Source organism: Vibrio sp. VP6, from assembly GCF_028823755.1.
GTDB lineage: Bacteria > Pseudomonadota > Gammaproteobacteria > Enterobacterales > Vibrionaceae > Vibrio > Vibrio parahaemolyticus.
This window is the reverse complement of sequence record NZ_JAPEID010000034.1, coordinates 18,916-31,898: the sequence shown is the minus strand read 5'-3', so window position 1 is coordinate 31,898 and position 12,983 is coordinate 18,916. Positions and strand designations below refer to the sequence as shown.

Below are 12,983 nucleotides of genomic sequence, written 5' to 3'. Positions count from 1 at the left end.
CTATCGAACGCGGTAAACAGTCACCAAAATAGCGACTAATAAATCGACCGATAAAATGTCGCGAAAAGTGACCAATGTCGAGTTTTTGGACAAGATTATGATGATGTTAAGCTGTTTAACATAATGTACACATGAATAAAAACAACAAGGAAAAGCGATGATTAAGCAAGTTGGCAACACTCAAATTAACCCCCTGCATCGACTGACCTGTCACTGCGGAAAAGTCGAACTGGAACTTACGTTACCCAACGGAATTGAAAAGCCGAGACGCTGTGATTGCTCTATGTGTCGTCGTCGAGGTGCGATTGTGGCTTCAGTACCTTTGAGTGGTATTCGTATCGTTCAAGGTGACGATGTTTTAAAGCTCTACCAATTTAATACGCATACCGCGAAGCATTTTTTCTGTAGTGAATGTGGCATTTACACACACCATCAACGCCGATCAGATCCAAGTGAGTACGGTTACAACGTGGGATGTTTAGAGGGCGTTAATCCGTACGAATTGGGTGATATTGAAGTGATGGATGGCGTGAACCATCCATCGGATCGTTAGACTAAGTAGCTAGGCGTGTCATTGAGGTTCGTTGGGATTAGGTAAACAAGCCGCCGTTCATCCACAAATGAGCGGCAATACTGGCGGCGTAGCCCAGAGCGATCACGGGCGTCCATTTTAAGTGGCCAAAGAAAGTGTATTGGCCACGCGCTGCGCCCATCAAAGCCACACCCGCGGCAGAACCAATCGACAACAAACTACCCCCTACGCCCGCAGTGAGCGTAACAAGCAACCAGTTACCAGTGGACATGCTTGGGTCCATCGTTAGTACCGCGAACATGACCGGAATGTTATCGACAATGGCAGAAAGCACACCAACCATCACGTTCGCCCAAACCGGATTCCATTGGGTGTACATGACGTTTGAAACCAATTCGAGATAACCGAGCAAGCTCAAGCCGCCTACACACATCACGACGCCATAGAAGAACAGCAAGGTATCCCATTCGGCGCGAGAAACACGATGGAATACGTCAAACGGTACGACAGAGCCTAAACGTTTCAGCGCATGATCGTCCCCATTCGCAATCGCCATGGCCGCTTTTTTCGCGAGCGAATGTTTGAGGGTTTTTCTTAAGAAGTACCCGAAGAATTGTAGGTACGCCAAGCCCATCATCATGCCAACCACGGGTGGGAAGTGAAGAACAGCATGGAAGGAGACAGCCGTAGCGATCGTGAGGACAAACAGCAGCACAATGCGCCTTGCGCCACGTTTTAATTCGACATGCTCGTGGATGGTATTGGGTTTGGTGTTCGGTACAAAAAGGGACATTAAAAACGCTGGCACGACATAGTTTATTAGAGAAGGGACAAACAATGGCATGAATTCAGAGAACCGCACGTGCCCGGCTTGCCAAACCATCAAGGTTGTAATGTCACCAAATGGGCTGAATGCCCCGCCCGCGTTGGCTGCGATAACGATGTTGATGCAAGCAAGATTGACGAACCTAGGATTGTCGCCAGACACTTTCATTACCACCGCGCACATCAAAAGGGCCGTGGTTAAGTTATCGGCGATTGGAGAGATAACAAACGCCAGAAAGCCTGTCAGCCAAAACAGTTTTTTGAACCCGAACCCTTTCCCGACCATCCACGCTTGTAGAGCATCAAAGAGTTTGCGCTCTTCCATCGCGTTTATGTAGGTCATCGCGACGAGCAAAAACAGCAACAGCTCGGCGTACTCAAGTAGGTTATGTTCCAACGCCGCTTTTGCCACGTCTTGCTGGTGGTGCTGGGCGAAGGTGTAACCAATCAAAATCCAAATCAGACCTGCCGCGAGAAGTACAGGTTTGGATTTTCTCATCTTCAAATACTCTTCGAGCATGACCAGAATATAAGCGATCGAGAAAAGAATGAGAGCGATATAGCCTACGGCGGAGTTCACCAGATTAAGATCACCGGATGCCGCTGCAAAGCTGGAACTAGAGAACAACAAACAGCAGAAAGCCACAATAGGATAGATTGGCATAGACATTTCTCCCTTGTCTTGTTGGAGAAATATTAGCCATAAATTAAGGGGTTAGTTGTGAGAGAGCTCGAATTAACAGTAGGAGTTAAGATTTGGGTAGCTTGCGCCACTATTTTCTGAGTGACGCAATGCTCGCCGCGCCAAATAAGATCGCAACAGCGTATAAACCATAAGTTAGCCAATGGCTAATTTCTAGAAAAGGAATGAGTCCCTGACCTGCCCACATACAGCCTCCGTTTAATGAGCAATGTTGTAATAGTCGGGTCAATCTAAAGCAAATGAACAATGTTTTTTGTGAGTGACGGCAAATTCTGAAGGATTAGAAAGTCAAATTTTGGTGAGTGAGAGAGAACTCTCACTTTAAAAATCAATACGCTAACACTAAAGTGTTAGCGTATTGCTGAATCCATTTAGCGGAGTAGGGCTTTTTTCAGTGGAGATGCTTCAATTGCCCTTACCAATAACAAGGTCACGACGAGAGTGGCAGGAAACAAGAAGGCATCTTTTGCTAAGTCTTGTAATCCTAAAAAGCCCGCTATGTTCATCATGACAATAATGACCAACAGATGGCTCACGTAAACGCCTAAAACACTTGGGGCCCACTTAAATACCCACGACATGTTGCCAAAATTAGGATGAACTAACAGCCACATGAACACGCCGAGCGACCAAATGACGGTACCAAACAAGAAGTCATTAGAGTTGAAGGCCACATCGTACTGCATCAACCAGTAGGCTTCACCAAAGTGCAGAGCCATACCGAGGAGAATCAGGCGAATGGTGTTGTTGCGTGACCAAAGCCACTGTTTTTCTCGAATCAAGTAGCCAAATACCACAAGCAAGGTACTGAAAAATGGCCCATTACGAGTGAAAAACGGAGCAGGTAAATCGGTGAGAGGTGCATAGCTGCCTGCCAAAACACCATAGACGTAAAGCAGCACTGCTGTTGGAAGAAGTAACTGTGTCATGCCAATTCGAACTAAGAAGGCGATGATAGCGACCGCAATCACCAATGCTGGAATAAACCACAGGTGGACAAGCCCGCCTTCTAGTAATGAATTCAGTGGTGCAGACGCTAAGTATCCCCAGTAGCCTTGTCGTTCGGCAAGGTATCCCGCTTCTGCTACGACTTGCCATTGGAACGGCATGAGTAAGCTGATCACGCTCCAAACCAACCAAATTTTCATTAGAGGTTTCGCATAGTTGACTAAAGTTTCGAGTGGATTGCTGCTCAGCTTAGGTTGGATAAGGTAACCAGAAATAAGGAAAAAAAGTGGAACCGCAAAACGAGCGAGCTGATTAAGAAGATAACCAACCCAAGGTACGCCATCCCACTGCCAATAAGTGAGGACCATTTGGCAATGCAGCCCCACAATTGCCACCATGGCAATGATGCGTGCAAATTCTAAACTGGCTATTTTTCGGTTTGTCGCCATACGTTACTTACCTAAATGAATAAAAAACTTCAGCGAAAGTAACAGTTCGCGACGCACTTCATGCATGAAAAAATCAACACATTGCAGCTTGAACCTTAGCAATGTCTGAATTTAAGACTCACTTCAAACTTCTTGATTCCGCATCTATTAACCCACTCAATAGGTCGATCTTAGCGAGAAAATGACATGGATAGATGGTTAGACCAGTTAACTCTTCATTGCAAAAAAGAACGACCGTGCTAAAACTACAGTTATGAAAAAAGGAAAAGTAACGAAAGAGTTCATTCTGCAGCGCGCATTTGAAATTGCCAGTGAAGACGGCTTAGAAAGCCTCACCATTGGCGAACTAGCGAAGCAGTGTGGAATGTCCAAAAGTGGTCTGTTTGCTCACTTTAACTCCAAGTTGAATTTGCAGCTTTCCGTGCTTGAGTACGCAAACCAAGTGTTTGCTGAAAGAGTGATTGAACCTGCACGCGGGCTTGGTGATGGCAATATTGAGCGGAAAATCCGAGGGTTGTTGGATTCTTGGATGACGTGGAACCATTCATTTCAAGGCAGCTGTATGTTCCTTGATGCGTGGAATGATGCCGCAGACAAAAATTGTCCGTTACAAGCGGCATTACGTAAAGCGATTGATACTTGGTTAAGTTATCTAGAAATTCAAATTGCGAAAGGCAAAGAAAACCAAGAGTTTATAAGCGACTTAGATACTCGTCAGGCGACGTTCGATTTATACGGGCAATACCTGAGCGCGCATGTTTTCTATTCGATCAAAGGTGAGGAAGAGAGCTTACGCCTATTTTGGCAAGGCATCGACAACTTGCTTGCTCGATGGAGAGGTTAACACCGTCTACGGGTAACGAAGATTCATTTTAAAGAGCGACAGAGTTCGCTCTTTCTTATCAGCATAAAAAGCACGACCGTTCTATTTTTGCTAAGTGTGCTGATAACTAAGGAAAAGATCATGAGTGAGAAAATCTATTTTAATACCTCGCAGCGTTTTAGTGTGAAGCGTAGTCTCGTCAACATCAGTACCCGCTTGCACCACACATTAGCCCCATCGCATGCGAAGAAAACGGCGCGAAAACTGCTGCTTACTCCAGCGCGTACGCAACCAAAAAATGCGGAGCCACAAGGATTAGTTAAAGCAGAAATCCAAGGGCACACTGGGGCTATCAAAACGTATTCGTTGGGTCAGGGGCCTGTGTGGGTTCTGACTCATGGTTGGTCGGGCACGGCGAGCCAGTTTTATCCGTTGATGGAACATATCGCGGCTTGTGAATTTACAGCGTTGGCTTACGATCATCCAGCACATGGTGAAAGTGATGGTCAATATGGCCATATTCCGGGCTTTGTGCGTGGTTTGGAAGAGGTTCTAGACTCGGTAGAAGAAGGCGTCGCTGGATTGGTTGGACATAGTATGGGAACTGCGTCTGCACTTGAGTGCCGTCATCATAAGTTGGAAAACAAGCCACTGCTATTGATTGCGCCAGTGTTGAATTACGTAGAGAACTTGTTTGGCAGCATTGCGCGTTCTGGCTATTCAATGAAACTGTTCAAAGCGGTGGTATCGGAAGTGGAAGATCAGTATGGCTACCCATTGCAATCGATCGACCCTCTGAAGCGACTCTCGGAGCGAGCGGCACCCACGATCATCGTGCATGATGAGCAAGATAAATTCACTAAACACAGCATTTCCGCTCAAGCCGCTGACGAGATTGAAAATGTTGAGTTGGTGACAACACAAGGTCAAGGCCATGGGCGAGTCATGAAGTGTGAGCAAGTATTTAGCAGCTTTGACCGCTTGATTGAGCGCGTGTAGTTATTGGCTTAATGATGTTTAAGCACAATGAAAAAAGAAAGGACAGCCGGGGGCTGTCCTTTCTTTTTTAGCTTTAGCTTCTGTGAGTGCAAAGTTTACACTCAGAATGTTAGGCTTAGTTACAGTTAGCTACGCCAACTTCTTTCCATACACCCCATTCGCCAGACTTGCTTGGATCGTCACCCTGAGTCCACCATTTCGCTTCCCACGTTTTACCTGCGTGAGTCACTTGGTTGCCACCTGTGTACACTGCGCTCGCATCCCATGCGTTGTCACAAGTACCTGGGTTTGGATCGGTTGTGTGCTGTGCAACAACCACTGTCGCGCTTGCCGATGAAGACGCTTTACCGTCGCTCACACTTACAGTGAAACTTAGGCTTGTGTCTTGCGGGTATTCCGCAGCAGTGAACGTCACTTTAGAGCCGTTTACCGTTGCGTTCAGACCTTGAGGTAGAGTCCAGTTGAAAGTAAGAGTATCGTTGTCTGCATCGCTAGACGCAGATGCATCTACAACCACAACGTCACCAGCGTTTGCTGTTGCTGGAGCAACAACTTGCGCTACTGGCGCGTTGTTCACTGGGTCAACTACACCTGCTGGCTTCACAGTTACGACAACAAGGTCAGATGCCGTTGCACCTTCGTTGTCAGTCACTGTCAGCTTGAAGGTTAACTGCTCTTCAACAGTAACTTCTGTTGCATCAAAGCTTGCTTTCGCTGTGTTTGCGCCAGCTAGTACCACTGCTGTGCCAGATACTTGTTCCCACGCGTAACTCGCGATAGTGCCGTCAGAGTCTTTCGATTGGCTACCATCTAGAACCACACTTGCTGGGCCAGTTACCGATTGATCTGCGCCAGCTGCGGCTGTTGGTTTACGGTTTGGTTGAGGAACCACACCGCCAGCCATACCTTCGTGCATTGCGTTGAGAATGTCGCCGTTATCCGCGTCGATTTCCCAAGAGAATAGACCCGCAAGACCCAGAGATTTCGCGTAGCTACCTTTTGCTAGCACTGAGCGATGGTCATCAAATGTGATCAACTCACCCGTTGTACGGTTCCATACCCATGGTGCTTCAGCTTGTGCATCGTAGCCGTACTCGAAGCCGTTAATGCCAGTGTTGTTTGCACCTAGCATGAATGACTTAATGCCTTTGTAGTCGATTACGCCATCTTCCCAAACACCTTGTGCAGTGCTGCCTTTCAGTTTACCTGTCGCAGTACCTGTCATTGGGTCGTTTGGATCAGTGAGCGTATCCGGTGTTACGCCTTCCCAGCCACGGCCGTACATTGCAGTACCAAGGACTAGCTTGTTCGCAGGGACGCCTTGAGCAAGAAGAAGTTGGATACCGTTATCTGCTGTATACGCAGGGCCTTTGTAAGCTTCGCCGTTTTCATCTACGCCGCTGCCGTCACATTGGCCAGGGCGCATGAACGAACCACAGTAAAGTGCTGTTTGGTGACCAGGAACGTTGTTCCAGCCGCCGTAGAAGTCGTAAGTCATCGCGAAGATGTAGTCCATGTATTGAACGGCATCTGCGTAGTTTACGTCTTCAATTTTGTCGTAGCCGACACCGATTGCTGAAGTTAGCTCGTAAGTACGGCCAGTTTCTGCTTCTAGCTCATCTAGCATTGCGCGCAGTTCACGCATCAATGCAACGTAAGCTGGACCATCGTTTACTGGGTCGCCTTTATCTGCTGCAGCACCGCCGCCACCAGGGAATTCCCAGTCAATATCTACACCATCGTAGAATTTCCAAGTTTTCAGGAATTTCTTAACCGATGCCACGAATGTGTCGCGGTTCGCTTTATTAACGAAATCGTAGAATGGGTCAGACAGTGTCCAGCCACCGATAGATGGGATGATTTTTAGATCAGGGTTACGTTGTTTCAATGCCATTAGCATTGCGTAGTTACCCTTGATAGGCGTGCTGTACTCGTGGCCAGCTTGCGGGAAGCTCTTCTGGTAAGCGGCCCATGGGTCATGGATTACCACTTCGTAATCAGGCACACCGCGACATGCAGTTTGAAGAGCGTTAAAGCTGTTACCACCAACAGACTTAACAGATTCGTTTGGACCACAGATTGGAATAAAGCCGTAAAGGATGTGAGTTAAGTTGTCGGCTGGCATGTTGTCTACGGTGTAGTTACGACCATAGATGCCCCATTCAACAAAGTACGTACCCATCACGACGCTAGGGTCGGTGTTGTATGTTTTGTTGTTTGGATCAACGTTCATCGTTAGTGGCTTCAAGTGAGAGCCATCTGTATCCGCGATGGTGATTTCTGCAGGAGCACTTTTCGAACAGCCTGTAGCATCACACGCTTCAATTTCCATTTGGTACAAGCCGCCTTGGCCGTAATCAAATGTTGCTGTGGTTTGGCCGCCAGTGATAGCGCCTGTTGCGACTTTTACGCCATCAAAATAGATGTTGTAAGTGTCGCCAGGTGTACCGCTCCACTGGTTGAATTTAACGGTGATTTTAGCTTGGTCATGGTATTTCACCATGTCGTAGTAGCCAGATGTGGTTTCCATAGCCAGTTCAATTTTAGAAAATTGAAGGTTATTAGAACCGTACATATCGACACTTGGTGCGGTCGGAGCTGCGACTGCAGCACCTGATAGCGCTAAAGCAACCCCAGCTGCACATAGGTTAAATCGAATCATAACTTCTCTCTCAATCCTTGGATTCATGTTCTTTCGTGAACATAAGCTGCTCTTGCACCAGATAAGATGATCAGATTTACACCACGTGCAAAAGCATCACACTCAGCATTTCAGAGAGTTTTTTTTCGTCAAAAAAAATTAAAACGGTTTTCGAGTCACATGAGAGAACTTAAATAAAACCCACACTCTGTTACACGGAAAATGTAAGACTGAGTCAATAATTTATAAATATTTGGCAGGAATTAAATTAATTGTTTACTCAATTTTGGTGGGTATAAATGCGACGAATATCTTATTTGATTGTTTATTAAGGTTTTATTTCATCGCGTAGAAGTGCCTTAGGACGGTAAAATAGTGGTAAAAAACGTGCTAGTCGCGACTGAAATGTTCACTCAGAGCGGCTCGTCGTTTTGATGCTGCGCCCACTTCTGAACCTTGAATAGTATGCTCAAATCCCTTTCGAATGAATCGCTGATCTGGGATTCGAGGTTCAATTCGGCGTATTTGTGGTGACAGATGAGAGCCAGAAAGTTGATACGCGGTTTCACCTAATCCGGTATTTAAGGTGATGACTTTGCCATCAAACGCAAATTCCGTCGTGATCAAACGATGATTTCGATACACCCCATCGGATGTAAAAATAAGGCGTTCGGTTTGATAAGGTGGAGCACCAATTTCGATCCACTCACCATAGACGTGTTCGGGGTCGATGTAATCTTGGTAGGAGACGTGGAGCTGATAAGCGAAAAAAGCCACCAAACTGCAGACAAAAATAACGAACGCACTTTTGATCATCTTAAGCTGGTGTCGAGCCCAAAATGAAAGTTGCGGTTCTTTATCTTGTTTCCTTTTCCTGCGAGCGGGTATGGCCATGAGTACTCTTATCGTCCTTTTTTAATATGGTGGAAACCTTCCGCACTAAAAACAAACAATCTCGCCGTTGCGACCCAGAAACTATGATCTAATGTCCACTTTTACAATCGGATACACTATTACTGATTGATTTGTCGTTAATGATTGACTCCTTAGTGATTAAGAATGGACTGCAAATTTCGAATTATTCTTTCCTGTTGCGTTAGCCAAATTCTGTGCTGATTAACTGAGTTCTCAATTCGGTAGAATCTCTGTGCTTTAAAGGCTTGAGTCGCAGAAAAAAACAGGGTAAAAAAGAGCGGACTTTTGATAAGGAAACCAATAATGAGTATTAAGGAAAATAGCTATTTTGCAGGCGGTGTAAAGTCACTAGGTTTTAACCAGCACGGACAGGATGTTAGTGTCGGTGTGATGCTTCCGGGCGAGTACACATTTGGTACGCAGGCTCCTGAGCGCATGACAGTCGTTAAAGGTGCTCTCGTGGTGAAACGCGTAGGTGAAGCCGACTGGACAACCTACAGCAGCGGTGAGTCGTTTGATGTTGAAGGTAACTCATCATTTGAGCTGCAAGTGAAAGACGCAACGGCTTACTTGTGCGAATACCTATAATCGGTACAAATGCTGAATTGCTTTAAGCCACCTTCGGGTGGCTTTTTTAGTTGCGTAATTTCCTTGAACTGGCGCACGAGATATCGCTTAGAATTCGGTATCTTGGCGCTATTTATGCGCAACTGTGTATATACTTAGTATAAGTACACCCATCAACCAAGGAGGAAGTGATGGCAGTACAACGTAAGCATTCTGATCTCCCTCCTCGCTACGAAGCGAGCGATTTAACGAATGAACAGCGACACCGCTTTACTGAAGTAGCGAACGCGGCGCACAAAAGACGCAAGTTTTACAAACAGGCGATAGAAAAAAGCTTGGTCGGAAAAATGAAGGAGCGAGCTTTTAAGCCAGTGATTGCACCACAACAAGGAAAACCAAGCCGGGCGCGTCAAGCCTTCTGGTTGATCGTGTTTTTAGCGCTTGGGTTGTGGGCGATGCACTTTTTTGCATAATCGGGCGACTCACAGAGGCTTAGCACGCCTCTGTCATCTCAAGCATTGATTCTTGTTGTTTGCGCAGCTCACCAGCATGAGAACAATGTTCGTAAAACGCGTACTGATTTTTACCCGTGTGTTTCGCGGCATACATCGCTTTGTCTGCGCAGCGGGTAAGCTCTGATAAATCGTTGGCGTCTTGTTTATAGATTGCGGCTCCTACGCTCATCGTCAGCTCATTATAGGTATCGTAGTTTTGATATCCCTTTGGGAACAAATTAACGATGCGATCCAAAATGCCATCTAGGTCTTGTTTACTGCGCACATCGTAAAGCATTAACACGAACTCATCGCCTGCGAAGCGCGCAATGGAGTAGTCATGTTTATCGGTTTTTCGGTCGCTGTTACGAATGCTTTTCTTCAATCGAGTTGCAAATGCTTTCAACACTTGGTCGCCAACATCGTGGCCATAGGTGTCGTTGATGTACTTAAAATTGTCGATATCGAGAAAAACCAACGCGGTGACACTGCGTTCGTCTGAGTGGTCAATGTCGTGCAGTTTTGCTCTGGCCCACGTTTCAAAGCTCCAACGATTCGCTAAGCCCGTCAGTTGGTCTAGGTAGGCTAACTCCTCAATCCCTTCTCGGTAAAGGGTTTGAATGTAGCTGACGACTTTTGCGTAGTAGTAGGAGAAGGTATGGCAGACAAAACTGATGGCTATCAAGGTGAACATGAATCGGCGTTCGATCATATCGCCAGTGGCAGGTAAGCCGTCTAAAAACGTAATGCCAAAGAAAACCAAAATCATGTAGGTAGCGCTAAAGAGTAAACCGACTTTGAACTCGTTAATCAAAATGATGGTTGCGACGATGGGGTAGAGCCACAATAACTTTCCGGAGGGCGCATCATTAAAAAGAAGCAGTAATAACCCCTCAAACATGATGACGGCGCTGAGCAGTAAATCGGCATATTTGTGATGCCTTTGCACTTTTATGAGATAGCAGATCCCTAAGCAGGCGATGGCACTGAAGGCATGTAAAACGCTTAACCCCCAATGATTTTCGAGCGATTGGACGATAGCGCCGTACACCAATAGTGTGGCGGCAATGCTAGAACACAGAAAAACGATTTTCTTTTTTCTCGTCGAGCGGATATCCGCCATTTCTTCTAGGCGAGCCCCGGCCAATGTCGACATCTTCTATCCCTACTTAAATTGATATGTACGTCTATTCTAGGCGGTATTTTAGCGATAAATAGAATAACAAAATCGCCAAATGTGAACTTAGTCATGTTGCGAGGTGATTGAATCTTGTAAGGAATTTTCTGGGTGTGACGACGCCAAGGGTTTTGTTTATTACGATATCTATCGATATGTAGCCTGCAATATGGTGATGACGGTTACAAAGTTACCTTGATGTGTGCACGTTGATAAATACAGATAATGCATAAAAACGGCTGTTAGCGAGTCGATTCTCAATTCGCTGAATGGCGTCATTTAACGGCGTTAAGCCACTTATCAACCGCGTACCTATTGAGCTCATTGTTCGTCAGTCGATGATCTCTAAGCTCCGTCAATGAGTCGCGTGGGCTTGAAAAATCATTAGAAATATTTTCCTCAAATGACAGGAATTATTGTTGTCGTTGTGACCAATCTCCGACTAAAATCCGCGCTGAATCTCAGTTTCATCTCAAACGAATCCCGAATTACTTTTTATAGACTGCCTCACAGTTCTCTGCGAGGCAGTTTTAGTTGTTGGAAAGGTTAAAAACATGCCTAAAAGCCAAAACATCAACCAACGAATGTCCATCGTGGCATTAGCTTGGCCGATTCTTGTCGAAATTTTGCTACGGACGGCTTTAGGAACCAGTGACGTGTTCATGCTCAGTGGCTACTCGGACAAAGCCGTATCCGCTGTTGGTGTGATCACGCAGATTACTTTTTTCTTAATCATCGTTTCGACGTTTGTCAGCAGCGGAACGGGGATTTTGATTGCCCAATACAATGGCGCAGGGCGCGAGCAAGAGTCTGTGAATGTCGGTGTAGCAAGTATGGCGCTGTCTGTCATCATCGGTGTGCTATTGAGTGTGATTGCCGTGCTTGGCGCGATATTCCTGCTCCCGTATTACGGTTTGGAGGCACAAGTCGAGCAATACGCACGTGAATATTTGCTGATCAGCGGAGCGATGACGTTCAACGTCACCATAGGCATAGTCTTTACGACCATTCTGCGTAGCCATGGCTATTCACGCTCTCCAATGGTGGTGAACTTGATCTCGGGTGTGTTCAACATCATTGGTAACTATATTGCGCTTTACCAGCCATTCGGTTTACCTGTGTATGGTGTGCAAGGTGTAGCAATAGCAACCGTCGTCAGCCAAGTCATCGGTACGTTAATGTTATGGTTTATTCTCGCTCGCAGCAGCATTGAACTACCGATGTCGACCATGAAACAAGTGCCCGCAGAGATTTACAAAAAGATCTTAAAAATCGGCGGTATGAACGCGGGTGAAGTGCTGTCTTACAACGTGGCGCAAATCTGCATTGTGTACTTTGTGGTGCAAATGGGGACGGCATCGTTGGCAGCTTTCACTTATGCGCAAAACATTGCCCGTTTCTCGTTTGCTTTCGCGTTGGCAATTGGTCAGGCTGCGCAAATTCAGACTGGTTACTACATCGGCAAAGGTTGGGTGAGCAGCATTTTAAAACGCGTACAAATCTACTTCTTAGTGGGATTTGTGGCATCAACGGCGGCAACCACACTGATTTACCTGTTTAGAGAAGAGATTCTGCGCGTATTTACCGATCAACCAGAGATACTCGCATTGGCAGGTTCGTTAGTCATGGGCTCAATTTTGCTCGAGGCCGGACGTGTGTTTAACCTGATTTTTATCGCGGGGCTCAAAGGCGCGGGTGACATCAAGTTCCCAGTGCAAATGGGGATTTTGAGTATGTGGGGACTAGGCGTGCTTTTCTCTTACATCTTTGGCATCCACTTGGGTTATGGCGTTTTAGGGGCTTGGATGGCAATCGCACTCGATGAATGGGTACGTGGTATCATCATGGCAAGGCGTTGGCGCTCTCAGGTGTGGACCAAGTTTAAGGTGAGCTAACGGTTTTCGGTATCG

At 46.3% G+C, this 12,983-nt stretch carries 11 protein-coding genes; 6 read left to right on the top strand and 5 right to left on the bottom strand.

Going from position 1 to position 12,983, the window contains the following annotated elements; all coding sequences use genetic code 11:
- The first annotated feature begins 157 nt into the window (after positions 1 to 157).
- Positions 158 to 553: a GFA family protein gene (locus OU793_RS18635; protein ID WP_005464875.1), complete on the top strand. Its 396-nt coding sequence runs from the start codon at positions 158 to 160 to the stop codon at positions 551 to 553.
- A gap of 37 nt (positions 554 to 590) precedes the next feature.
- On the opposite strand, the gene nhaD is transcribed toward OU793_RS18635, so the two are convergent.
- Together nhaD and OU793_RS18625 are read right to left on the bottom strand one after the other, a co-directional pair.
- Positions 591 to 2,021: a sodium:proton antiporter NhaD gene (gene nhaD, locus OU793_RS18630; protein ID WP_005482814.1), complete on the bottom strand. Its 1,431-nt coding sequence runs from the start codon at positions 2,019 to 2,021 to the stop codon at positions 591 to 593.
- 410 nt (positions 2,022 to 2,431) lie between these two features.
- Positions 2,432 to 3,457, bottom strand: a complete 1,026-nt coding sequence (locus tag OU793_RS18625) for an acyltransferase (RefSeq protein WP_274647818.1) — start codon at positions 3,455 to 3,457, stop codon at positions 2,432 to 2,434.
- Positions 3,458 to 3,710: 253 nt separating this feature from the next.
- On the opposite strand from OU793_RS18625, the gene OU793_RS18620 reads away from it, so the two are divergent.
- Both OU793_RS18620 and OU793_RS18615 read left to right on the top strand, forming a co-directional pair.
- Positions 3,711 to 4,301, top strand: coding sequence for a TetR/AcrR family transcriptional regulator (locus OU793_RS18620; protein ID WP_005468576.1), 591 nt, complete (start codon positions 3,711 to 3,713; stop codon positions 4,299 to 4,301).
- Between the two features lie 120 nt (positions 4,302 to 4,421).
- A complete protein-coding gene (locus OU793_RS18615; protein ID WP_159404249.1) occupies positions 4,422 to 5,279 on the top strand; it encodes an alpha/beta fold hydrolase in 858 nt (285 codons plus the stop codon).
- A gap of 115 nt (positions 5,280 to 5,394) precedes the next feature.
- On the opposite strand, the gene OU793_RS18610 is transcribed toward OU793_RS18615, so the two are convergent.
- Both OU793_RS18610 and OU793_RS18605 read right to left on the bottom strand, forming a co-directional pair.
- The gene (locus OU793_RS18610) at positions 5,395 to 7,941 is read right to left on the bottom strand and encodes a glycosyl hydrolase family 18 protein (protein WP_159404250.1); all 2,547 of its coding nucleotides are present in this window, start codon (positions 7,939 to 7,941) and stop codon (positions 5,395 to 5,397) included.
- 369 nt (positions 7,942 to 8,310) lie between these two features.
- On the bottom strand, positions 8,311 to 8,814 hold the full coding sequence (locus tag OU793_RS18605) for a DUF2850 domain-containing protein (RefSeq protein WP_053806383.1): 504 nt from the start codon (positions 8,812 to 8,814) through the stop codon (positions 8,311 to 8,313).
- Positions 8,815 to 9,138: 324 nt separating this feature from the next.
- Between OU793_RS18605 and OU793_RS18600 the strand changes: the two genes are divergently transcribed.
- Both OU793_RS18600 and OU793_RS18595 read left to right on the top strand, forming a co-directional pair.
- Positions 9,139 to 9,423, top strand: coding sequence for a pyrimidine/purine nucleoside phosphorylase (locus OU793_RS18600; protein WP_005464991.1), 285 nt, complete (start codon positions 9,139 to 9,141; stop codon positions 9,421 to 9,423).
- Positions 9,424 to 9,593: 170 nt separating this feature from the next.
- On the top strand, positions 9,594 to 9,875 hold the full coding sequence (locus tag OU793_RS18595) for a hypothetical protein (protein WP_005464981.1): 282 nt from the start codon (positions 9,594 to 9,596) through the stop codon (positions 9,873 to 9,875).
- A gap of 19 nt (positions 9,876 to 9,894) precedes the next feature.
- Here OU793_RS18595 and OU793_RS18590 read toward each other — a convergent pair whose 3' ends face one another.
- The gene (locus OU793_RS18590; protein ID WP_005464995.1) at positions 9,895 to 11,052 is read right to left on the bottom strand and encodes a GGDEF domain-containing protein; all 1,158 of its coding nucleotides are present in this window, start codon (positions 11,050 to 11,052) and stop codon (positions 9,895 to 9,897) included.
- A gap of 575 nt (positions 11,053 to 11,627) precedes the next feature.
- On the opposite strand from OU793_RS18590, the gene OU793_RS18585 reads away from it, so the two are divergent.
- Entirely contained in the window at positions 11,628 to 12,968 is a 1,341-nt protein-coding gene (locus OU793_RS18585; protein ID WP_159404251.1) for an MATE family efflux transporter, read from the top strand.
- Positions 12,969 to 12,983: the final 15 nt, after the last annotated feature.